This window comes from Streptosporangium sp. NPDC002524, assembly GCF_040295985.1.
GTDB lineage: Bacteria > Actinomycetota > Actinomycetes > Streptosporangiales > Streptosporangiaceae > Streptosporangium.
On the sequence record NZ_JBEOWK010000011.1, the window covers coordinates 127,570 to 149,163 of the forward strand.

Consider the following 21,594-nt stretch of genomic DNA (forward strand, 5'->3'; position numbering starts at 1 on the left):
GACCCCCTGCCCTCCCCCTTGAGGATGATCTGAGTGCGTCAGCGGGGCCGGTCCGCCCAGCAGAGCCTATTGTGGAAGAAACGACTGTCCTGGGGAGAACATGACGATCTCAGATGGGGTGCGCGAGCCTCACGGCTCAGCCGGGCGGCTGTCTGAGACCGGCACCCCCGGCGCGCGGGACGAGGACGGCACCAACGGCATCGACGGCATCGACGGCATCGACGGCGCGCGGGATGAGACCGGCGTACGCGATGAGACGGCCGGTCCAGGTGACGGCCTGGGCAGCACGGGCGGCCGGGCCGAGACGAGCGGCCGAGGTGACGGCCTGGGTGGGACCGCCGGTCGCGATGACGGCCTGGGGGAGCCGAGCGGCCGGGGCGAGACGGCCGGTCCAGGTGACGGCCGGATCGAGACGGGCGACGCCGACGCGCTGAAGGACGAGGCCGCCGTACGGTCCGGCATCCACGGCTGGCTCGACGGCGTCAGGTCCACCCGCGCGGGCCACCTCACCCTGAAGATCGTCATCGGTGCCATCGGCGCCGTGCTGGTCATCGGCGGCCTGATCATGGTGCCCTTCCCCGGTCCCGGCTGGCTGGTCGTCTTCGCGGGCCTGGCGGTGCTGGCCACCGAGTTCCACTGGGCCCACCGGCTGCTGGAGTTCGGCAAGCGGACCTTGTCGGCCTGGACGGCCTGGCTGGGCCGCCGGGGCTGGACCGTCAAGATCCTGGTCGTCCTCGCCGCCGCGGTGACCGCCACCGCCATCGTCTACTACGGCCTCAAGCTCAGCTTCGACCTCGACCTGGTCGTCGAGGCCCAGAAGCTCCTCACCCGATAGCCGGATCGCCCGATAGTCCGGTAGCCCGGTGGTCCGGTAGTCATCAGCCCTGTCTCGGCTCCGGCCGGTGAGACCGGCCGATGCCCGCACGAGCTGGTCGGGCCGACGGTTCGATCCCGGTTCCGATGGCCTCGCCGCTCGATCCGAGACGGTTGTCCCCTCCCGGCGGCGATGACGGTGCTCTGACCGCCGATGGCGCCGCGTGTCCGGGAAGTCCGGGAAGGGGAGCGGCGCTCCCCGGAGTTTTACCCAGGTCCGCCCACCTCGTTATCTTTCCCGGGTGTGACTCTCCGTAGTGTCTCCACGTCCGATCCGCAGGGACGGATCGGCAGAGACGAATAAGGAGAGTGACGTTCTATGCGCGCCCTGTCCTCGATGTTGGTCCTGGCGGCCGCCGGAGCCGTCGCCCTGACCGGCACCCCCGCCCACGCCGACGACGTCAACCTGGCCGCGAGGGTCCAGCCGGGCGAGGAGGTGTTCCTCACGCCCGAGCTCGTCCCCGCGGCCCAGTACAACGGAAACGTGCTGGTCAAGCTCGACACCAACAGCGTGCCCGTCAAGGTCAAGATCGCTAACTGCCGTGGCAGGAACATCGGGACGGTGCCGATCGCCGCCAACGACCACGCCGCGTACGTCGCCGCCAGCACCTCCCCGCCCGCCCCCTGCATCCGCTACCGGGTGAAGAACATGGGCAACCAGACCGCCGCCATCACGGGCACCGGTTACTACTAAACCGGCCCGCCGGGGTGCGCGGGACGGGAACGGCTACCGAGGGCGTTCCCGTCCCGCGCACCCCGGTTTTTCTGTTTCCGGCGCGTCGCGTCGCGCCCCCGGCAGACCCATCGCGTCGCGTCCCCCGGTAGGCCCATCGCGTCGCGTCGCGCCCCCTGCAGGTCCTCCGCACGACGTCGCGCCCCCGGCAGGTCCTTCGCATCGCGTCGCGTCCCCGGCGGGTCCCTCGGTGTCACGGGCGGTTTCGGCCTCGGCCCTCGACCAGGCCGGCGATGCCGTCCAGGATGCGTTCCAGGCCGAAGGCGAGGGCGTGGGCGGGGTCGGCGATCGACTGGTAGGCCTCCCCGGCCGCCTGGCCGACGCGGGAGGCGAGGGGGAACCGGCCGGCATCCATGATCTTGTCGAGGATCGGGGCGTTGGACACCCACCACTCGGCGTCGGTCATCCCGCTCTCCTCCTGGATCCGGGCCTGGTTGGCCTTGGCCCTGGCGGTGCTCTCCACGTGACTGAGCACCAGGGCCAGGACGGAGTCCATCTCGACGTCCGACAGGCCGGTGCCCTCCAGCGGGCGCAGCTCGGCCTCGTACTTGAGTGACGCGTTCGGTCCCAGCGTGGAGCGAACGTCGACGATCTGCAGCATCCACGGGTTGCGCCGGTAGAGGTCCCAGTTGCGGGCGGCCACGAACTCCAGCGCGCCCCGCCACCCGCCGGGCTGCCGGGACGGGGCGTCCACGTCGTCGTAGAGCTCCCCGTACGCGGTGTCGATCATGAGATCCACCAGCTCGCCCTTGCCGGGGACGTGGGTGTAGAGGGACATGGTCCCGACCTCCAGCCGCTCGGCGACGTGCCGCATGGAGACCGCGTCGAGCCCCTCCTCGTTGGCCAGTTCGATGGCCGCCAGGACGATCGAGCGCACCGTCAGCCCGGAACGCCCCGGCTTGCTGTGTGAGCCCCACAGGAGCGCCAGGCTGCGTGCCGGATCGGCGGCGGAAGCTTTCTTCGCACTCACGGGAACGGTCTCCAAATTCTCGTCGTTGAGACCACCGTAACCGAGCCGTACGCTGTACGGTACGGTATACGTTTTGCAGGTGCGTCCATGTCGGGCGAATCGTCCGTCATGGGCGCCGGGCGGGAAGACGGGTGTGAAGGGTGAAACGGGTGGACGCGGTGAACGTGGCGGACGTGAAGGCGGCCGGGCGGGACGAGGCGGCGATCGCCGCGCACGGCCTGCGCAAGAACTACGCGGGTGCCGCCGAGGGGACGGGCCTCAACGGGTTCGACCTGAGGGTGGCGGCCGGGACGGTCTGCGGCCTGCTCGGGCCCAACGGAGCGGGAAAGACGACGGCGATACGGATCCTGTCCACGCTCCTGCGCCCCGACTCGGGCCGGGCGAGCGTCGCAGGGTTCGACGTCCGGACCCAGGCGCGGCAGGTACGCGAGCGGATCGGGCTGGTCGGCCAGTACGCCGCGGTCGACGAGATCCTCAGCGGGCGGCAGAACCTCGTCATGTTCGGCAGGCTGAACCACTTCTCCGCCGCCAGGGCGCGGAGGCGGGCCGACGAGCTGCTGGAGCGTTTCTCGCTGGCCGGCACCGGAGGCAGGCCGGTCGGCAAGTACTCCGGTGGCATGCGCAGACGGCTCGACCTGGCGGCGAGCCTCATCGTGGCGCCCCCGGTGCTCTTCGTGGACGAGCCCACCACCGGCCTCGACCCGGCCGCCCGCCAGGAGGTGTGGGCGGCGATCCGTGACCTGGTCGGCTCCGGCACGACCGTGCTGCTCACCACCCAGTATTTGGAGGAGGCGGACCGGCTGGCCGACCGGATCACGATGCTGGGGGCGGGCCGGGTCGTCACCGAGGGCACCCCCGAGGAGCTGAAGTCCGCCATCGGCGGTGACTGGCTCGACCTCGTCCTCGCCGACCGGGCGGACATGACCGCGACGGAGGCCCTCGCGGCGCGGGTCGCGTCCGGCGAGGTCCATGTGGACGCCGAGGCGCGACGGGTCAGCGTCCCGGTCGCCGAGCGCACCCGGGCGCTCGTCACGATGGCCACCGCGCTCGGTGACGCCGGGATCGAACCGCTCGACGTCACGCTGCGCCGCCCCACGCTCGACGAGGTGTTCCTGCACCTGACGGGCGGTGCGGAGGGAACCCAGCGGCTCCCGGCCTCCCGTACGGAGGCGTCCGCATGAGCGTCACCTTTCCCGCGCGAGCACGACCACCTCGACGCCCGGCGCGGAGGCGTCTCCGTGAGCACGGCGACCCCGGCCTCCGGCGCGGCGGCATCCGTGAACACGACGCCCCCGCCCCCACCGACGCGGAGACGTCCGCGTGAGCACGACGCCCCCGCCCCCACCTGCGCGGAGACGTCCGCGTGAGCACGACGATCCCGATCCCGATCCCCGGTACGGAGGTACTCCCATGAGCACGACGACCCCGGCCTCGCCGCCCGCCAGGACTTCGGTGTCCCGGTTCGGCTGGGCGATGGCCGACTCCTGGACCATCACCCTGCGCGACCTGAACCACTGGGTCCGCCAGCCGGGCCCGGTCGTCCTCGGGTGGTTCTTCCCGATCATGATGGTACTGATGTTCGGCGGGCTGTTCGGCGGCGCCATCGGCGTCCCCGGCGGGGGAGGCTACTTCGACTTCCTGATCCCCGGCATGTTCGCCATGACGATGCTCTTCGGCCTGGAGAGCACGATGATGGCGGTCACCACCGACGCGGCCAAGGGAGTGACCGACCGGTTCCGCTCGATGCCGATGAGCGCCTCCGCGGTCGTGATGGGCCGGGGGATCGCCGACATGCTGAACTCGGCCGTCGGTCTGGCCGTCATGATCGTGACCGGGCTGCTGCTCGGCTGGCGCGCCGGGGGAGGGCCGTCCGCGGCGCTCACCGCCGTGGGCCTGCTCCTGCTGTTGCGCTTCGCCCTGCTCTGGGTGGGCATCTTCGTCGGCCTCGTCGCGGGAGGTCCGGAGGTGGTGACGTCCGTGCAGATTTTTGTCTGGCCCGTCGGCTTCCTGTCCAGCGTGTTCGTCGATCCCGCCACCATGCCCGGCTGGCTCGGGGCGATCGCGGAGTGGAACCCGCTCTCGGCCACCGCCACGGCCGCGCGGCAGCTCTTCGGCAACCCCGGCTGGGGAGGTGAGTCCTGGGTCGCGCAGAACGCCGTGCTCATGGCGGTGGCCTGGCCGTTGCTGCTGATCGCGGTCTTCCTGCCCCTGTCGACGCGTACGTTCCGCAGGCTCGGCGGCTGACGGGCGCCCTCGCCGGTTACGCCGGTCCACGGGGGTGTGTTCCCACCGGATCACCGGGTTCACATGTTCGCCGCCTCGGGAAGATGCTCCGTGTTTTACATCGTGGTGACGGGATCCGACGCGGACTGTAACTGGCGGTAGTGAGCCTGGACGCATGAGTGAGACGGAACGGGAACGATCCGCCTCGGGGTGGACGCTCAACAAGGAACTGCTCAACGTCGGCGCGATCATCGTCGCCGCAGGTATAGCCCATCTCGTCATGGGCCTGATAGGACACGAGAAGTACGGGCCGTTCATGCTCCTGCTGCTCGGCGGGGTGCTCGTCGTGACAGCGCTCGGTCACCGGTTCTACGAGCACCGGCGGCACCGTGTCCCCATGGTCATGGAATGCGTGAGGTGCGGAAGCGCGCCGGGAGGAGGCTCCTGACGCATCGCGAGACGGTCCCGGGAAGGAAGAGGGAGATGAAGGCCTCCGCCTGGAGTGCCGATACGCCGATTCGCGGAAGGTCCCGCGCCGCGGGATAGACCAGGAAGCGGGGTTTCCACAGCGGCTGGAACTTCGCGTTGAACCTGTACAGCGACTCGATCTGGAACCACCTGGACAGGAAGACCAGGACGCCGTACCAGACGCGGAGGATCGGGCCGGCGCCCAGCCGCTCGCCCCTGGCGAGCGCGGCGCGGAACATGGCGAAGTTGAGCGAGACCATGCTCACACCGAGGGCCGGGGCCGCCTGCAGGGCCTTGACGATCAGCAGGTCGTTGAGGCCCGGGTCGGCCTCGTGGTCGCGGCGCATCAGGTCGAGGGAGATGCCGTCCGTCCCCCACGGGACGAAGTGCAGGACGGCGCGGATGTCCTCGCCCGTCCCGGTCCCGCCGTCCACCGCACCCTCGTCGCTCACCGGTCCCTCGCGGTCCCTCGCGCTCTCGCGGTCCTTCGCACCCTCGACGATCGAGGCCTTCGAGGTGCCCCCGGCTTTCGACGTATCCCCGGCCTCCGAGGCGCCTTCGGCTTTCGAGGTGCTCTCGGCCTTCGAGGCGTTCTTAGAAGTGTTCTCAGGGGCGTTCTTCGAGGTGTTCCCGGTGTGACCGTGCGCCGTGACGACGACGCATCCGGCGTCGGCGGGGTCGCCGAACCGGCCGAGCGCCATGGAGAAGCCCCGCTCGGTGTCCGTGCCGCGCCAGGAGTCGGCCGCGTGCCGGATCCGGTCCTTCTCCGCCTCGGTGAGGTCCCCGACCCGCCGTACGAGACAGGTGTAGCCCGCGCGCTCCACCCGGTTCACCATCTGCCGGACGTTGCGCATCGTCCTGCCCTCGAGGGTGAAGGCGGCGACGTCGATGACGGCCTCGTCGCCGATCTCCAGGGCGGACAGGCGGCCCTCCCTGGTCCACACCTCGCCGCCCGTCTCGCTGCAGCCGATCACGGCGGGTACCCAGGCGTGCCGTTCCGCCTCCTCCATGAACCGTTTGATCGCGCCCGGCCACGCCTCGACGTCCCCGATGGGGTCGCCGCTGGCGAGCATGACCCCCGAGACCACGCGGTAGGCGATCACCGCCTTGCCCGTCGGGGAGAACACGACGCTCTTGTCGCGGCGCAGCGCGAAGTAGCCGAGCGAGTCACGGGCGCCGTGCCGGGCGAGCAGCTCGCGGACCGTTCTCTCCTGCTCGGGGTCCAGTTCGGCGACGGGTCTGTCCGGCCGCAGGACGAGGTAGAGGGTCGTCACCGCGGTGAGCGCGCCGAGACCGAGGAGGGAGTAGTAGACCAGGTCGGCGGTCCGCTCCGAGGAGTACGCGACCGGGCCCTCCACCCCGACGAGCCCGAGCAGCACGTGCTGGAGCCGCTCCCCGGCACCGGGGGCGCCGACGATGTACCGGGGATGGGCGTTCACCACGACCCAGCCGATGACGATGTCCAGGACGCCCAGGACGAGGAGGTTCCACAGCGCCCGCCAGCGGGTCCGCGGATCGGAGAGGGCGTTGAACTCGCGCCGGTCGATCACGAGCAGGACGACGACCAGCACGCTGACGACGGCGGTGAAGGGGCGGTGCGCGTGCAGGAGCTCCATGACGACGCTCAGCGGCAGGAGCACCATCACCGCCCGCCAGGCCCGTTTCTTCCTGCGCCGCAGGCCGTGGGCGAGCATGACGGTCAGGATGCCCAGGACGAGCGAGACCGCCTGGGCGAGCGAGGTGAACGTCCCGGGCAGGAACCCGGTGATCTCACCGACCCTGCTCCTCCTGAACGCGGGCAGCACGGCCCTGACGATGTCCAGGATGCCGATCGCCATCGCCGCGTAACCGGTCGCGGTGGACACCCAGGAACGGGGTGCCCATGACCGATCCCTCATGAGAGGACATTAATCGGCGATAGAGGCCCTAACGTGACCACACGGCTCGCCGAGGCCGAATCCACCCCGCCCGGGTCCGGTGACTTTGCATTGCGCGCCGCGAAGCGTGTCACGAACCCTCCGCGAAAGCGGCGGGGGACGGGGCGGAGTCCGCCGCCGTAAAATCACCGTTCGTTTTCGGTCTGCCCACCGCGCCGCCCGCGGCCATGTCGTCATCCGCACCCGACGCCCTTGACCTGAGACGGCTCATGACGACCTACGGACTCCACGGACCTACGACCTGCGACGGCTCATGACGGCCTGCGACAGCCTTGGACGTCAGTGCCCCTGTGCTCCCGTGCCCCGTGTCCCCGTGTCCGTGAAAGGAAGGTTTGACCTTTGTGTCCCGCGTCGTGTCCCGGTGTCACCGGTCTTCCGTCCCGCTCGCCTTCCGGTGTCCCCTCACCCCGGTCGGCCTCTCTCACACCTCTTCTAACCGATTCGTTCTAGATCAGGATCTTGAGGGCTTTCCGGCTTAAGATTCCGCCGTGTCCGTGACTCCTGGGATTTACCGGTTGTTCGGTTGCCTCGCCGTCCTGGCCTCGGTGATCGTGCCGATTCCGGCCGCCGCGTCCGCCGCCGAGCCCGCGGTCGCCGCGTCCGCCGCCGCGCCCGTCGACATCGTGCTGCCCGGGACCCGGGTCACCGTCCGGGAGGATTCCGCGGACGCGCTCAGGGTGACTTCCTACTCCTCCGGCAAGATGACCTACCTGCGCAGGGGGGCCGGGTTCACCCGGCAGGCCGCCTACCAGGAGATCACGGTCGCGCCGAAGGGGAAGAAGGCCCTCGCGGTGCCCACCTCCTACCAGGGAGGCTACGACTCGGTCGTCCTGCTCGACCTGGCGACCTCCAAGGGCACCAGGATCCGTACGGTGAAGAAGCCGCTCGTCGCGCACTACGCCCACTGGAGCCGCAACGGCGGCAAGGCGGTGCTGACCGTCGAGAGGAAGAGCGGATCCGCGTGGGTGACCTCCGGGTTCGTGGTCGTCGACGCGGTCGCGAAGACCGCGAAGACGGTGACCGTGGCCAATGTCGACAAGGCCGCGAGGTTTCGCTGGAGCTCCGACGGCGCCGACATCGTGGCCGAGCACGCGGGCGGCACCCGCTTCTACGGGCAGGACGGCGCGATCCGCCGCACCCTGGCCAAGACCGGCAGGCCCGCGGGCGGCGAGGACGCCTTCACCCCCTCGGGGCGGGGACTGATGACCTGGTGCCCGTCCAGCTACACCGAGCACGTCTGCGTCTGGGACCGCACCTCGGGCAAGCTCGCGGCCAAGGTGCCCGGCATCAAGCCGAAGGCGCTGTGGGGCTGGTGGGACGAGAAGCACTTCATCGCCGTCATCCCCTCCTCCGGCCACTATCAGGTGGTCCTGTCGACCCTCAAGGGCAAGACCACCCGGGTGCTGGCCGCCTTCTCCGCCGCCGACTGGTCCAGCAAGCTCTATCTCGGCTACACCCGGAAGTGACCCGCGCGTTCCACCGACCTCGCGGAACTCACCACGGACCTCGCGGAGCTCACCACGGACCCGCCGGACCCGACCACGGGTCTCGCGGGTCTCGTCACGGGCTTTGCGGAGCTACTACCGGCCTCGCGGGCCTCATCACGGACCCGCCGGGCCTCGCGGAGCTCACAGATACAGGCCGGTGCCGTTGTCGGTCTGCGGGGTGGCGATGGCGTGCAGGTCGCGCTCGCGCATGACCAGATAGAGCTGGCCGTGGACCTCGACCTCGTACTGGTCCTCGGGATTGAACAGCACCTTGTCGCCGACCTTGACCGCGCGGGCGTTCTGGCCCGCGCCGCAGACCTCACCCCAGACGAGGCGGTTGGCCATCTTCACCGTCGCCGGGATGACGATGCCCGCCGTGCTGCGGCGTTCCTCGGACTCCTGCTCGATCTTGACCATGACACGGTCGTGGAGCATCTGGATCTCGAACTTCGGGTCACCCACAGCATGAAGTTTATGGGAACCGCGGAGCCGGGCCCGCTCGTCGGCGGACCCGGGTCCGCCCGAGGCCGCCCGGGACCGTCCGGGGCGCGTCCGGGCGGGCTCGGGGCACCGGGAGGCCGGGGGAGGACGACATCGGTGATGGAGATTCGCCCGCCGAGTAGGATCCGGCGTTATGACGTCTCCTGAGCTCGTGAGCGGCTTCCTTGACTGGTATCTGGCGGCGAATCCCGCTTACGCCAACCTCGCGGGCGCACAGGGGTACGACAGGACTCTCGGCGACTTCACCGAGTCCGGCATCCTCGCCAGGCAGCGGGAGGCGCGCCGCTGGCTGGAACGGCTCCAGGAGGTCCGGGCACCCGCGAGCCCCGAAAGCCCCGGGGGCACAGGGGAGCCCGAGAGCTTCGAGGACGAGATCGACCGGGAGCTGGTCATGTCCACGCTGCGCGGCGAGGTCGCGTACGAGGCGTGGCCCGTCTGGCGGCGTGACCCGGCCGCCTACGTGGGGCCGATCTTCTCCTCGATGTTCGGGCCGTTCCTGCAGCGGCTGTCCGGCGAGGCCGAGCTGGTGGACGCGGCCGTCGCGCGGCTGGCCGAGGTGCCGGACGTCCTCGCCGCCTGCCGGGCCAACCTCGATCCCGCCCTGGCTGCCCCGCTGCTGGTCGCGCGGGGGCTGGGCCAGTCGCGGACCGCCCGGCGGTTCCTCACCGAGACGGTCCCCGGCCAGGTCGCTGACGAGGCCCTGCGCGCCCGGCTGGTCGCGGCGGCCGAGCCCGCTGCGGCGGCCTTCGACGAGCTGGTGGGATTCCTGGAGGGCTTCCGGGCGACCGGCACCTGGCGGATGGGGGAGGAGCTCTACTCCACCCTGCTGCGCGAGCGGGAGATGCTCGGCTACGGCGCCGGGGAGCTGCTCAAGCGCGGGCAGGCCGCCTACGACGAGCTGGACGCGCGGATGCGCGAGGTCGCCGCCAGGCTGGACGGCGGCTCCGGCGACTGGCACGCGGCCGTCACCGAGCTCCAGGACGACCACGCGCCGACGCTGGAGGACATGCGGGCCGAGTACGAGGCCGAGGCGGAGCGGGCCAGGAGGTTCGTCCGCGAGCGCGGCCTGGTGACCTTCGCGGCGGGCGAGGAGTGCAGGGTCGTCCCGTCGCCGGAGTTCCAGCGGCCCATCGTCGCCGTCGCCTCCTACATGTCGCCCCCGCCCCTGTCGACCTCCAGGATCGGGCACTTCTTCGTCCCGTTCACCCCGTCCTCGTTCACCGAGGAGCAGGTCCGCCAGCGGTTACGCACCAACGCCAGGGCGCAGATGCCCTCCATCGCCGTCCACGAGGCCTACCCGGGCCACCACTGGCACCTGTCGTGGATGGCGGACAACCCCCGGCGGGCCCGCAAGCTGTTCCGCACCCCGTACTTCGCCGAGGGCTGGGGCCTGTACGTCGAGAAGCTCATGCACGAGCAGGGCTACTTCACCACCCCGGCCCAGGAGCTCGCCCACCTCGACTTCCGGCTCTTCCGGGCGGCCCGCATCGTCGTCGACACCTCACTGCACTGCGGCGACATGACGATCGAGCAGGCCGAGGAGTACATGACCACGAAGTCGTCGCTCACCCCCGGCACGGCGAAGGGCGAGGTCGACCGCTACTGCGCGTGGCCGACCCAGGCGCCCTCCTACCTGACCGGCGCCCTGGAGATCGACCGCATCCGCGACGACTACCTGGCCGCGGGCCGCGGCGACCTGCGCGCCTTCCACGACACGCTGGCAGGCTCCGGCGGCCTCCCTCTCGGGCTGGCCCGCCGGGTCGCGCTGGAGGGCTGACCCGCGGTCACGCTCCCGTACGAGCGGGGCTGTGCACATGGTCCTCGCTCACATACGAGCGGCGGCTACGTGCGGGCGGGGGCGCGGCGACGGGTCTCGGGGACGATCAGCGGGGTGCCGCTCTGCGGGTCCTCGATGATCTCGCAGCGCAGCTCGAAGACCTCCTCCACCAGCGCGGCCGTGACGATCGAGGCGGGGTCGCCCTCGGCGACGATCCGGCCGTCGCGCATCACGATGAGGTGGGTGGCGTAGCGGCAGGCCTGGTTCAGGTCGTGCAGCACGGCGACCATGGTCCTGCCCTGCTCGTGCAGGTCGGCGCAGAGGTCGAGCACCTCGATCTGGTGGGCGATGTCCAGGAAGGTCGTCGGCTCGTCGAGCAGCAGGATCGGGGTCTCCTGGGCCAGGGCCATGGCCAGCCAGACACGCTGGCGCTGGCCTCCGGAGAGCTCGTCCACGCAGCGGTCCGCCAGGTCGGTCACGTGGGTCGACTCCATGGCCGCCGTCACCGCGACCTCGTCCTCGCGGGACCACTGCCGCATCAGCCGCTGGTGCGGGTAGCGGCCCCGGCCCACCAGGTCGGCGACCGTGATGCCGTCGGGCACGATCGAGCTCTGCGGCAGCAGGCCCAGCCTGCGCGCCACCTCCTTGGACGGCAGCGAGGTGATCACGGACCCGTCCAGGTGGACCGCCCCGGCGCGGGGTTTGAGCATGCGGGCCAGGGCGCGCAGCATGGTGGACTTGCCGCACGCGTTGGGGCCGATGATCACGGTGAAGGATCCGTCGGGGATCGTGACGTCCAGGTCACTGGCCACCACGCGCTTGTCGTACGAGAGCGTCAGTCCGGTGCCGTACAGTCTCAACGTCGTTCCCTCCGGAGTAGAAACACCAGGTATATACCGCCGATCGCGGCGGTCATGATTCCCACCGGCAGCTGCACCGGGGCGAAGACACGCTGGGCGGCCAGGTCGGCGCCCACCAGCAGTGTGGCGCCCGTCAGCGCCGAGGTGACCAGGGTGACGCCGGGGGAGCGGGTGATCCGGCGGGCGAGCTGGGGGGCGGCCATCGCCACGAAGATCACGGGTCCGGCGGCGGCGGTGGCGACCCCGCACAGCAGCACGCCGACGGCGATGGCCGTCGCGCGCACCGCCTCGACGCGGATGCCCGCCGCCCTGGCCGCGTCGTCGCCCATCTCCATCATCCGCAGCGGGCGCGACAGCCAGGCGCAGACGGGCAGGAGCACGGCGAGCGCGTACGCGACCGGGATCGCGTGCTCCCAGCCGCGCCCGCCGAGGCTGCCGGTGATCCAGGCCCCGGCGGTGGCGGCGTCGTTGATGTTGGCGCGGGTCAGCATGTACCAGTCGGCGGAGACCAGTAGCGCGCCGATCCCGATGCCGACCAGGATGAGCCGGTAGCCCTGCACCCCGCGCCGGAAGGCCAGGGCGTACACCACCACCGCGGTGAGGACACACCCGGCGAGCGAGGCTCCCGCGATCTGCCAGGCGGTGCCGCCCAGCACGACGGCGGCGATGCCCCCGGTGGAGGCCCCGGCGGTGAAGCCGATGAAGTCCGGGCTGCCGAGCGGGTTGCGGGTGAGGCTCTGGAAGACGGCCCCGCTCAGCCCGAACGCGGCGCCGACCAGCAGGCCGGTCACGACGCGCGGTGCCCGCAGGCGGCCCACGATGAGCTCGGCGGCCGGAGGCCCCTGGCCGAACAGCGCGGCCACGATGTCGGGGATGGGAACGGTGAACTCGCCGACGGACAGCGCGACCAGGCTGACGGCCACGCCCAGGGCGGTGACGGCGATCCCGGCGGCGAGGCCGCGCGGCGCGAGCCGCAGCGACCAGGAGCGCAGGCGCAGCGCGGAGGGAAGGGCCTTCGAGGCGGGCGTACGCCCCGAGGGGCCCGCGCGGTGAGTCTCCGGGGCGGTCGCCGGTGGTGGGATGAGTTTCATGAGAGGTCCGCGCGGTGAGCCTTCGAGACGGTTGCCGGTGGTGGGACGAGTTTCCCGAAAGGGTCGTATTTCCTGAGGGGGACGCGTGGTGAGTCTCCGGAGCGGGTGTCCGCCGTGAAGGAGTCGCGCGGTGAGGCTTTGAGACGGTTGCCGACGGGTTCCGCAAGAGGTCCGCGCGGTGAGGTTCCGAGGCGGGTGTCCGCCGTGAAGGGATCGCGCCGTGAGTCTCTGAGGCGGGTGTCCGCGGACGGGGAGGGTTTCATAGGGCGGCGAGCCTCCGGCGGCGGGCGAGCAGGACGAACACCGGGGCGCCGACGGCGGCGCACATGATGCCCACCTGCACCTCGGCGGGGGCGGCGACCACCCGGCCGAGGACGTCCGAGCCGAGCAGCACCACGGGGGCGAGCACGACGGTGTAGGGCAGGACCCAGCGCTGGTCGGGTCCCGTGAGGGCCCGCACCGCGTGCGGCACGGCCAGCCCCACGAACCACAGGGGCCCGGCCGCGGCGGTGGCGGCCCCGCACAGCAGGGTGACGGCGATCGCGGTCAGCCCGCGCGTGCGGGCCACGCTCACGCCGAGCGCGCGTCCCGCCTCGTCGCCGAGCGCGAGGGCGTTGAGCGGCTTGGCGAGCAGCAGCCCGAGCACCAGCCCGGCCGCGAGGAACGGGGCGAGCCGCACCGCGACGTCGCCGCCGATCCCGGCCAGCGAGCCGGTGAGCCAGAACCGCATCCGGTCGAAGGTCGCGGTGTCGGTCCGCAGGATCGCCGAGGCGGCGGCGTTGAAGACCATGCCCAGGGCGACCCCGGCGAGCGTGAGCCGTACCGGGCCGCCGCCCGACCGACCGGCGGACCCCAGCGCGTAGGCGAGCGCGGCGGCGCCGGCCGCTCCGGCGAACGCGAACCAGACGTAGAGGGAGGGGTCGCTCACCCCGAGCAGCCCGATGGCGGCCGTCACCCCGAACGCGGCGCCCTGGTTGACGCCCAGCAGCCCGGGGTCGGCGAGCGGGTTGCGGGTGAGGCTCTGCATCAGCGCGCCGGCCAGCCCGAGCGCCGCGCCCACGCCGATGCCGATCAGGGTCCTCGGTACGCGCAGGTCCCTGATGACCGTGTGGTCCGCGGACCCGTCGGGCGCGAGCAGCGCGTCCAGCACCGTGGACAGCGGGACCGAGCGGGAGCCCACCGCGACGCTGACCATCGCCAGCAGCACCAGCACCGCCAGCCCGGCGAGCAGCCCGGCCGCCAGCGCCACCGGACGCCGTCCCGTCCCTCCCGCCCGCTCCGGACGCGTCGCGCCCGGTTCCGCGGCCGTTCCCGGCGCGGACGGCACAGATGACGCGGACGGCGCGGACGGCGCGGACGGCGCGGACGACGCGGACGCGGCCGTGGTCACAGCGGCCCTGCTCACGGCAGCCCTGCTCACAGCGGCCCTGCTCACCGGACACCCCTCATTCGTCGGTAATGGTTAGGTAAGGCTAATCTAACGCATGAGTCATTTAGGTAAGCCTATCCATTGGAGTCGGAAATGTCCCTACCTGTCCTGCCCCGGCGGGGATTCATGGCCGCGGGCCTCGGCCTCGTGTTCGCCCTGGCCGCGTGCGGCGGGGGCACGGAGACGCCCGCCGCGACGGGCGGTTCCCCGGCCGCGTCCTCCCCGGCGGCGGGTCCGTGGACGTTCACCGACGACCGGGGAAAGAAGATCGACACGCCGAAGCGCCCGGCCCGGGTCGTCGCCCAGGTCGGCGCCGCCGCGGCGCTCTGGGACTTCGGGATCCGCCCCGTCGCCGTCTTCGGGCCGCACAGGCTCAAGGACGGCACGAGGGACCCCCAGGTCGGGGACGTCGACATCACCAAGGTCGAGTCCATCGGCAACGTGTGGGACGAGTTCAACGTCGAGAAGTACATCTCGCTCCAGCCGGACCTGCTGGTCAGCGGCATGTACACCAAGGACGCCCTCTGGTACGTGCCGCAGAAGTCCGCCGCCACCATCGAGCAGGTCGCGCCCACCCTCGGCGTCAGCCTGCTCGGCGTGTCGGTGCCCCGGCTCATCGAGAGGTACGGGCAGGTCGCCGAGGCCCTCGGCGCGGACCTCGGCGCCCCCGAGGTGACCGCGGCCAAGGCCAGGTTCGAGGCCGCCTCCGCCGCGCTCCCCACCCCCGAGGCCAAGGGCCTGAAGGTCCTGGTCCTGGGGAGCGGGCCGGAGGCCATCTGGGTGGCCAACCCCGGCGAGCACGCGGACCTGCGCTACTTCAAGGAGCTCGGCCTGGACCTGGTCGTGCCGGAGAAGGTCGACGACGGCGGCTTCTGGCAGACCCTGAGCTGGGAGAACGCCGACACCTACGACGCGGACGTGATCCTGGTGGACGCCCGTACCCAGTCGATGCGGCTCGAGGAGATGAAGAAGAAGCCGACCTTCGCCGCGCTGCCCGCGGTCAAGGCGGGGCAGGTCTACGAGTGGCACGCCGAGGAGCGCTACAGCTACCAGGGCTACGCCGACGTGCTGGAGCGGCTCAACACCGACCTCGCCAAGGCCGGGAAGCTCTAGCCGGACCGCCACCGCGCCCCGGGCGGCGTACGACACACGCGGGCCGGGTCGACGGCGGAGAACGACGGAGAACGGCGGCCCGGGTCAGGCGTAGGTGCCGCGGACCTCGACGATGTCGGCCAGCGGGAACTCCAGATAGTCGCCCGCCTCCTCGCACCACGCGTCGAGCACGCCGCTGCGCAGCTCGCCGTGGCTGATGGTGGCGGTCAGGCCGTCGGCCAGCGTGATCGCCGCCCGTACGCCGCGGTCGACGACGAAGCCGAGCAGCGACTGCTGGGCGGTCGGCAGGCGGGAGGCCATCCGGCCGATGACCGCCCACGTCCTGCCGACGGACTGGGAGGCCTCCCCCTCGGCGACGAGCAGGCGCTGCGCGTGCTCGCGCGGGTCCGGGGGCGGCTCCACCAGCGGGTACGGAGGCTGCTCGAACTCGGCCACCCGGCCCCCGGGAAGCAGGATGAGCCGCCCGTTCTGCGGCTCCTCGACGCGGGCCCTGCGGATGGTGATCTCGCCGGTGTCCTCGATCGGCACCGGCGCGTAGCCGTTCTCCCGCAGCGCCGTGAGGGTCTTGTCGGCGGGCACCGAGCTGGCCAGCACGGTTGGGGCGAGCAGCCGCAGGCCCAGCCTGCCCAGCCGCCGGTGCCCGGCGATCTCGGCGAGCAGCGCCGGGTCGGAGGCCTGCACGATGCAGGCGACCGTGGTCACCGTGACCTCGCCGTGCCGCCTGGCCACGTCGTGTATCAGGTAGTCGAGGGGCTGCGGCACCGCGCCCACCTCGGCGAGGTCCGCCAGCAGGCCCTCGGCGGTGTAGCCGGAGTCCATGGCCCGGCGCACGCTGGCCGGGGTGAACCGCCACACCGAGGCCGCGCCCCGCGACTCGCGTTCGGCGGCCCGGTCGAGCAGCTCGGCGAGCTCGCCGGCGGGCGGGCCGGTCACCACGGCGGTGAGGTCGGCACCGAAGAGCGCGCTGCGCCGCACGCTGGCCAGCGCCCTGGTGGAGCACTCGACCAGCACGGGGTCGTTCTCCACGATGGGCGACGAGTCGTCGATCTCGTCACCGGGGAAGGCGTCCAGCCCGGCCATCGCCCGGCCGAGGTCGGTGATCGTGTCGAGGGCGACGAGCCCGAGCATGCGGGCCTCCTCCAGCACGGCGGGGGCGCACTCGGCCAGCAGCGACTGGTCCAGCAGCGGGGCGTGCCAGTGCGCCGACCTGACCAGCCCCGCCCGGTCGGTGCACGCGGTGCTGGCGGGCAGCCGGGCCAGCACGCCGAGCAGCGCCCGCCGGGCGCGGGCGACCATGGCCCCGGCCGGGTCGTCGCCGAGCACCGTGCCGTACTTGCCGTCGACCTTCCGCAGCGACGAGCGCTCCATCCGCCACCACGCCGACAGCAGCACCCTCAGCCTGGCGGCGGCGTCGTCCAGCCGCCAGCGGTCGAACTTCTCGGTGGGCACCAGCCCGCCGGCCGGCTCGTCCCAGGCGAGCAGCCGGGCCACCGCGCAGACCTCCAGCAGCAGCCGGGTCTCGTCCTCGTCGCAGCCGGTGTCCCTGGCCACCCGCCGTACCTCGCGCACCCCGACCCCGCCCGCCTTGAGCAGCGGCAGGGGGAACTTCGCGGTGTTCTCCAGCATGGCGGCGCAGCGCTCCACCACGTGCGGGGCGGCCAGCGTCATCAGGTGGTCGACGGCCTCGGGGTCGACGGGGAGGGTGGCGAGGTCGGGCGGGACGGGGGTGAAGGGCGGGTGGTAGTCGGGGCCGCGCAGCGCGAGCGCCACCTCGCGGGGCATCTCGGCCACGTTCCAGCTGGGACGGAAGAGCAGCCCGTGGTCGGCCGCCCACTTCTCGGGGGCGCCGGGCACCACGAACCTGCCGCCGTCGACGTCGCGGACCGGGCCGTCCCAGGCGAACTCGTCCAGCAGCCGCCTCGCGCCCTCCGGGGCCCTCTCCAGCAGCGCGGTCACCCGCGCCGGGTCGGAGAGGATCTCGGTGACCCGGGTGACCGTGCGCCGCTTGGGACCGTGCGGGATGCCGAGGGTCCTGGCCAGCCCGCGCAGCGCGTCGGCGCTGACCGTCCAGGAGTTCAGGTAGTGGGGGAGCGGCTCACCGAGCCCGCAGGGCGCCGCCCACCACCGGGCGACCCCCTCGGCCACCCGGATACGGCCGTCGCCGTCCGGCCACGCCAGCGCGTGGTCGAACAGCAGGTCGAGCCAGGGCGACACCTCGGCCTCGGGCACGCCCATGAACCGGGCGACCGTCTCCGGCCCGGCCTGCTCGCCGAGGGCGAGCGCGGCCTGCGCCACCTCCAGGGAGGGCAGCGGCAACCCGCGCATGACCTCCATCACCGCGAACCCGTTGCCCAGCCGCTGCGCCAGGGTGTCCAGGCGGCGCGGCCACGGTGGGGCGATGGCGTCCAGCCGGTTGGCCAGAACTCGGGCGAGCCGTTCTTCGTCGAGGGTTTTCAACCAGCCGAGCAGGTGATCGTCCATCTCGCAGCTCTCTCAGGAATCTCGCGCGGGGACTCTCCGTGAGCCATAAACATCCACGGTAATGCAGAGGGCATCTCTGACGGCATCTACCGCGCAGAATGCGATGCGTTATAGAGCTCTCCGTCCGGTTCTGATCGGTCCCGGGGCCGCGAGGCGGGAGGGATGGCGGCCCCGGGACCGATCGGCGCCTCGACAAGGGGAAGGGGCGGCGCCGTCCGGGAGGGTTCGGTAGAGGTCCTGGGAAAGTAGAGGTCCTGGGAAAGCGGAGAAGGTCGCGGGGCCCTGGAAACCTCGGGATCCAGGGGTACGGGCGGACCGGGGAGCGCCCGGGAGGGGAGCAGGGCCCGGGGCCCGCGGTCCGTAAGGGGGACTACGGGTGGTCGAGGGGGTCCGGGTCCTCGGGGAGGCCCGTCCTGAGGACGGCCCACACGATCTTGCCGTACGGGGCCAGCGGCGCCCAGCCCCAGCGGAGGCTCAGCGACTCGACGATGTGCAGCCCGAGACCGCCGATGTCGAGGGGAGAGGGGTCGCGGAGCGCGGGGAACCCGGCTCCCGGGTCGTTGAGCGTGCAGGCGACCAGCCCGCCGCGCCGGAGCAGGGAGAGCCGGATCGGCTCCCTGGCCCGCGACTCGGCCAGTCTCAGGCCGTGCCTGAAGGCGTTGGTCGCGAGCTCCGAGACCACCAGCTCCATGTTCTCGCTCAGCTCACCGAGGTTCCAGCCGGTGAGGGTGCCCGTCGCGAAGCTGCGGGCGGAGTGGACGGACTCCGCGTGGGGCGGGAGCACGAAGGTGGCGCCGGCCATGGCTGCCGGGGATCCGGGAAGGAGATCGCGCGCGGAATCGGGCCACCAGCCGGCGGGGGGCCACCAGTCGAGCGCCGTCCATGACGTTGACGCTCGGGGGGGCGCGGTTTGGGCGGACTGCACAGCCGTCATCATGCTGCAAACTCCCGTGCAGGTGCAAGAGCGAATGCACGTGCATAAGGCCTGTGCAACCGCTACCGTTACCCATGATTGGGTGATTACGGACGAAAGGGGATCTTGGTCGTGGCCAAGGATTCTTAGGTCACGAAGTGACAGACTGTCGATCAGGAAAGCGAGCGAGGAGCACCACGTGTCCATGGATCCGCCCGGTACCGGTTCCACTGTTCGGCGAATCATGCTCGGAGCGAGCCTTCGCCGGCTGCGTGAGGAGAAGGGGCTCGCCCGTGAGGTCGCGGGATTTCACATCCGCGCCTCCGAGTCCAAGATCAGCCGCATGGAACTCGGCCGCGTCGGTTTCAAGACGCGTGACGTGGAAGACCTGCTCACCCTGTACGGCGTGCTCGACGACGCAGAACGGCGCGGCCTGCTGGAGATGGTCCGCGAGGCGAACACCCCCGGCTGGTGGCACAAGTACGGCGACCTGTTGCCGCACTGGTTCACCACCTACGTGGGGCTGGAGGAGGCGACGAACATGATCCGCACCTACGAGGTGCAGTTCATTCCCGGCCTGCTGCAGACGTCCGCCTACGCGCACACCGTGATCCGGTTGGGCTACCCGGACGTGCCGGAGGCGGAGATCGAGCGTCGTGTGCATATGCGCATGCAGCGGCAGGATCGCCTGACGAAGAAGGACGGCCCCCGGTTGTGGGCGGTTATCGACGAGGCGGCCCTGAGGCGTCCCATCGGAGGCAAGGAGATCATGCGGGAACAGCTCCAGCACCTGCTGGAAGTGTCCTCGCTTCCCAACATCACCCTTCAGGTGATGCCCTTCCGATTCGGCATGCACGCGGCCGAGGGTGGTGCGTTCAGCATCTTGCGGTTTCCCGAGTCCGACCTGTCGGACGTCGTCTATGTCGAGCAGCTCTGGGGTGCCCTCTACCTGGATAAACGTGAAGATATCGATCCATATCTCACGGCCATGGAGCAGTTGTGCGTGGAAAGCACCACGCCCGGGGGCACCGCCGAGATCCTCGGCGACCTTCTCAGAGAGACGTAAATGAAGCAGACCTACAACGGCATGCCCGCCACTGACCTTGCCGGGGCCAGCTGGCGCAAGAGCCGCCACAGCAACTCGACGGGTAACTGCGTCGAACTGGCCGAGCTGTCCGACGGCAGCATCGCGGTCCGTAACTCGCGTTTCCCCGAGGGACCTGCCCTGATTTACACGCGGGATGAGATCCGTGCCCTGGTACTCGGGGTGAAGGATGGGGAGTTCGACGGTTTAACGGTGTAACACCGTTTTTACATCAGGGCCGCCAGGTTAACCGTGGCGCGCCTGTGACGTAACCGGGGGAGTGGATCGGCACGGAAGAGTTTGAGATCACAGTGATTGGGGGCTCAAACCGTGCTCGACCAGATGACCTTGTATCCGGTTGCCGACGACGTGTTGTTCGCACCAGGCGGGCGCGTCGTGATCCGCACTTACGGCGTCGCCTCGGCGGCGACCGGGGAGGGTACGCCCACTCCGGTGTCCTACCGCACATGGGTCACCGGAGTGCGCGACCAGCCACGTTACTGGCGCTGGGGTCACTTCGAGGACGCCTGCCACGGTCATCGCAAGGTCCTCGAATGGCTGACCGGCCGGGGCCCCCAGCCCGTCGAACTCGCGGCCTGAACGAGACCTCCCCGCCGTACGGCACGACGCCGTGCGGCACGACGCCGAACGACGCGAAGTCGTCCGGTGTGCCGCCGTACTCGCCGTACGACGTGACGCCGTGTGACGCGACGCCGTAGGGCGTGATCGCGCCCGGCCGGGGCGCGAGGGCCGGGAGTTCCTCCCTCCCGGGGCGAGGGGTTCTCCTCACGACGCCTTCCGGAGCGCCTCCCACTTCCCGCCCAATTCCAGGCTGCTTCCCGGTCACTTCCGGGCCGCTTCCGGGCCATGGGCGCCTCCCCGAGCCCAGGGCTTCCCCCGGCCTCGGCCGCGGGCTCCTTCCGTTCCCGCCCTCATGGGGACCGGCGGTCAGACGGGGGCGTTCCAGGCGAGGACCACCGGCTCGCCGTGCTCGAAGCCGAGCCGGGAGTAGGTCCCGGTGTCCAGGCGGAAGAGACGCCCGTCCTGAGGGGGCAGCCCGAGCCAGCGGGCGCACAGCACCCGCAGGTAGTGCCCGTGCGCGACCACGACCACGTCGCCCTCCGCCTCCCTGGCGCGGGCGATCACCCGGTCGGCGCGGGCGCCGACCTGCTCCGCGCTCTCGCCGGGATGGCCGGAGTCGCCGGGGACGACACCGTCGCGCCACAGATACCAGCCGGGACGGGTCTCGCGGATCGTGGCGGTGGTGACGCCCTCGTAGCCGCCGTAGTCCCATTCCCACAGGTCGTGCTCGGTCTCGGGGTTCTCGATCCCGGCCAGCCTGGCGGTGTCCCTCGCGCGCCTGGCCGGGCTCACCAGGGCCAGGTCGAACGTCCGGCCCGCGATCAACGGGGCCAGCGCCCGCGCCTGGCCCTCGCCCTTGGCGGTCAGCGGCAGGTCGGTGAGCCCGGTGTGCCGGCCGTCCCGGCTCCATTCGGTCTCGCCGTGCCGCAGCAGAGTCATCTGGTTCATCGTGGTCTCCATCATGCCGGTACGGATGACCCGGCGGTGGCCCGGCGGTGGCGTACCGATGGCGTACCGGTGGCGCGTCGGCGGCGGGGCACGGAACACCGTCCGGGGCACGCGATCACGGTGG

General features: G+C 71.3%; 20 protein-coding genes. 11 read left to right on the forward strand and 9 right to left on the reverse strand.

What is annotated here, in order from left to right; translation table 11 throughout:
* Positions 1-100: 100 nt before the first annotated feature.
* On the forward strand, positions 101-835 hold the full coding sequence (locus ABT053_RS20495) for a TIGR02611 family protein (RefSeq protein WP_350970687.1): 735 nt from the start codon (positions 101-103) through the stop codon (positions 833-835).
* A gap of 357 nt (positions 836-1,192) precedes the next feature.
* Positions 1,193-1,567, forward strand: a complete 375-nt coding sequence (locus ABT053_RS20500) for a hypothetical protein (protein WP_350970688.1) — start codon at positions 1,193-1,195, stop codon at positions 1,565-1,567.
* Positions 1,568-1,799: 232 nt separating this feature from the next.
* On the opposite strand, the gene ABT053_RS20505 is transcribed toward ABT053_RS20500, so the two are convergent.
* Positions 1,800-2,576: a TetR/AcrR family transcriptional regulator gene (locus tag ABT053_RS20505; RefSeq protein WP_350970689.1), complete on the reverse strand. Its 777-nt coding sequence runs from the start codon at positions 2,574-2,576 to the stop codon at positions 1,800-1,802.
* A 158-nt stretch (positions 2,577-2,734) separates the two neighbouring features.
* Between ABT053_RS20505 and ABT053_RS20510 the strand changes: the two genes are divergently transcribed.
* The 3 genes from ABT053_RS20510 to ABT053_RS20520 all read left to right on the forward strand — a co-directional run bounded on the left by ABT053_RS20510 (position 2,735) and on the right by ABT053_RS20520 (position 5,247).
* Complete coding sequence (locus ABT053_RS20510) at positions 2,735-3,757, forward strand: ATP-binding cassette domain-containing protein (RefSeq protein WP_502991822.1); 1,023 nt, start codon at positions 2,735-2,737, stop codon at positions 3,755-3,757.
* A 229-nt stretch (positions 3,758-3,986) separates the two neighbouring features.
* Complete coding sequence (locus ABT053_RS20515) at positions 3,987-4,820, forward strand: ABC transporter permease (RefSeq protein ID WP_350970690.1); 834 nt, start codon at positions 3,987-3,989, stop codon at positions 4,818-4,820.
* A 154-nt stretch (positions 4,821-4,974) separates the two neighbouring features.
* A complete protein-coding gene (locus ABT053_RS20520; protein ID WP_350970691.1) occupies positions 4,975-5,247 on the forward strand; it encodes a hypothetical protein in 273 nt (90 codons plus the stop codon).
* Here the strand turns inward: ABT053_RS20520 and ABT053_RS20525 are convergent.
* Positions 5,201-7,165: a phosphatidylglycerol lysyltransferase domain-containing protein gene (locus ABT053_RS20525; protein ID WP_350970692.1), complete on the reverse strand. Its 1,965-nt coding sequence runs from the start codon at positions 7,163-7,165 to the stop codon at positions 5,201-5,203. The genes ABT053_RS20520 and ABT053_RS20525 overlap by 47 nt on opposite strands.
* A gap of 527 nt (positions 7,166-7,692) precedes the next feature.
* Here ABT053_RS20525 and ABT053_RS20530 point away from each other — a divergent pair.
* Positions 7,693-8,670: a hypothetical protein gene (locus tag ABT053_RS20530; protein ID WP_350970693.1), complete on the forward strand. Its 978-nt coding sequence runs from the start codon at positions 7,693-7,695 to the stop codon at positions 8,668-8,670.
* Between the two features lie 162 nt (positions 8,671-8,832).
* On the opposite strand, the gene ABT053_RS20535 is transcribed toward ABT053_RS20530, so the two are convergent.
* Positions 8,833-9,153 carry a GroES family chaperonin gene (locus ABT053_RS20535; RefSeq protein WP_344748144.1) on the reverse strand — a complete coding sequence of 107 codons (321 nt, stop codon included), beginning with the start codon at positions 9,151-9,153 and terminating at the stop codon, positions 8,833-8,835.
* Between the two features lie 172 nt (positions 9,154-9,325).
* Between ABT053_RS20535 and ABT053_RS20540 the strand changes: the two genes are divergently transcribed.
* A complete protein-coding gene (locus ABT053_RS20540) occupies positions 9,326-10,969 on the forward strand; it encodes a DUF885 domain-containing protein (RefSeq protein ID WP_350970694.1) in 1,644 nt (547 codons plus the stop codon).
* A gap of 65 nt (positions 10,970-11,034) precedes the next feature.
* Here ABT053_RS20540 and ABT053_RS20545 read toward each other — a convergent pair whose 3' ends face one another.
* From ABT053_RS20545 to ABT053_RS20555, 3 genes are all read right to left on the reverse strand, one after another.
* A complete protein-coding gene (locus ABT053_RS20545; protein WP_350970695.1) occupies positions 11,035-11,829 on the reverse strand; it encodes an ABC transporter ATP-binding protein in 795 nt (264 codons plus the stop codon).
* Positions 11,826-12,920 carry a FecCD family ABC transporter permease gene (locus ABT053_RS20550; protein ID WP_350970696.1) on the reverse strand — a complete coding sequence of 365 codons (1,095 nt, stop codon included), beginning with the start codon at positions 12,918-12,920 and terminating at the stop codon, positions 11,826-11,828. Before ABT053_RS20550 ends, ABT053_RS20545 begins: the two co-directional genes overlap by 4 nt.
* A gap of 259 nt (positions 12,921-13,179) precedes the next feature.
* Positions 13,180-14,325 carry a FecCD family ABC transporter permease gene (locus tag ABT053_RS20555; protein WP_350970697.1) on the reverse strand — a complete coding sequence of 382 codons (1,146 nt, stop codon included), beginning with the start codon at positions 14,323-14,325 and terminating at the stop codon, positions 13,180-13,182.
* A 117-nt stretch (positions 14,326-14,442) separates the two neighbouring features.
* On the opposite strand from ABT053_RS20555, the gene ABT053_RS20560 reads away from it, so the two are divergent.
* Entirely contained in the window at positions 14,443-15,462 is a 1,020-nt protein-coding gene (locus ABT053_RS20560) for an ABC transporter substrate-binding protein (RefSeq protein ID WP_350970698.1), read from the forward strand.
* An 84-nt stretch (positions 15,463-15,546) separates the two neighbouring features.
* Here ABT053_RS20560 and ABT053_RS20565 read toward each other — a convergent pair whose 3' ends face one another.
* Together ABT053_RS20565 and ABT053_RS20570 are read right to left on the reverse strand one after the other, a co-directional pair.
* Positions 15,547-17,943, reverse strand: coding sequence for a helicase-associated domain-containing protein (locus tag ABT053_RS20565; RefSeq protein WP_350970699.1), 2,397 nt, complete (start codon positions 17,941-17,943; stop codon positions 15,547-15,549).
* 370 nt (positions 17,944-18,313) lie between these two features.
* On the reverse strand, positions 18,314-18,745 hold the full coding sequence (locus ABT053_RS20570; RefSeq protein ID WP_350970700.1) for an ATP-binding protein: 432 nt from the start codon (positions 18,743-18,745) through the stop codon (positions 18,314-18,316).
* A gap of 310 nt (positions 18,746-19,055) precedes the next feature.
* Between ABT053_RS20570 and ABT053_RS20575 the strand changes: the two genes are divergently transcribed.
* The 3 genes from ABT053_RS20575 (at position 19,056) to ABT053_RS20585 (ending at position 20,540) form a co-directional block, all read left to right on the forward strand.
* Positions 19,056-19,922, forward strand: a complete 867-nt coding sequence (locus tag ABT053_RS20575; protein ID WP_502991810.1) for a Sco1979 family transcriptional regulator — start codon at positions 19,056-19,058, stop codon at positions 19,920-19,922.
* Positions 19,923-20,159 carry a DUF397 domain-containing protein gene (locus ABT053_RS20580; RefSeq protein ID WP_329092568.1) on the forward strand — a complete coding sequence of 79 codons (237 nt, stop codon included), beginning with the start codon at positions 19,923-19,925 and terminating at the stop codon, positions 20,157-20,159.
* Between the two features lie 177 nt (positions 20,160-20,336).
* The gene (locus ABT053_RS20585; RefSeq protein WP_350970701.1) at positions 20,337-20,540 is read left to right on the forward strand and encodes a hypothetical protein; all 204 of its coding nucleotides are present in this window, start codon (positions 20,337-20,339) and stop codon (positions 20,538-20,540) included.
* Between the two features lie 348 nt (positions 20,541-20,888).
* Here ABT053_RS20585 and ABT053_RS20590 read toward each other — a convergent pair whose 3' ends face one another.
* Positions 20,889-21,470 (reverse strand): histidine phosphatase family protein, encoded by a 582-nt coding sequence (locus tag ABT053_RS20590; protein ID WP_350970702.1) that lies wholly within the window; start codon positions 21,468-21,470, stop codon positions 20,889-20,891.
* Between the last annotated feature and the right edge of the window lie 124 nt (positions 21,471-21,594).

Excerpts from the sequence above, each read along its gene's own strand:
- ABT053_RS20495 (WP_350970687.1), top strand. The coding sequence starts at position 101 with ATGACGATCTCAGATGGGGTGCGCGAGCCTCACGGCTCAGCCGGGCGG.
- ABT053_RS20500 (WP_350970688.1), top strand. The coding sequence starts at position 1,193 with ATGCGCGCCCTGTCCTCGATGTTGGTCCTGGCGGCCGCCGGAGCCGTC.
- ABT053_RS20515 (WP_350970690.1), top strand. The coding sequence starts at position 3,987 with ATGAGCACGACGACCCCGGCCTCGCCGCCCGCCAGGACTTCGGTGTCC.
- ABT053_RS20520 (WP_350970691.1), top strand. The coding sequence starts at position 4,975 with ATGAGTGAGACGGAACGGGAACGATCCGCCTCGGGGTGGACGCTCAAC.
- ABT053_RS20525 (WP_350970692.1), bottom strand. The coding sequence starts at position 7,165 with ATGAGGGATCGGTCATGGGCACCCCGTTCCTGGGTGTCCACCGCGACC.
- ABT053_RS20540 (WP_350970694.1), top strand. The coding sequence starts at position 9,326 with ATGACGTCTCCTGAGCTCGTGAGCGGCTTCCTTGACTGGTATCTGGCG.
- ABT053_RS20550 (WP_350970696.1), bottom strand. The coding sequence starts at position 12,920 with ATGAAACTCATCCCACCACCGGCGACCGCCCCGGAGACTCACCGCGCG.
- ABT053_RS20560 (WP_350970698.1), top strand. The coding sequence starts at position 14,443 with ATGTCCCTACCTGTCCTGCCCCGGCGGGGATTCATGGCCGCGGGCCTC.
- ABT053_RS20565 (WP_350970699.1), bottom strand. The coding sequence starts at position 17,943 with ATGGACGATCACCTGCTCGGCTGGTTGAAAACCCTCGACGAAGAACGG.
- ABT053_RS20570 (WP_350970700.1), bottom strand. The coding sequence starts at position 18,745 with ATGGCCGGCGCCACCTTCGTGCTCCCGCCCCACGCGGAGTCCGTCCAC.
- ABT053_RS20580 (WP_329092568.1), top strand. The coding sequence starts at position 19,923 with ATGAAGCAGACCTACAACGGCATGCCCGCCACTGACCTTGCCGGGGCC.
- ABT053_RS20590 (WP_350970702.1), bottom strand. The coding sequence starts at position 21,470 with ATGAACCAGATGACTCTGCTGCGGCACGGCGAGACCGAATGGAGCCGG.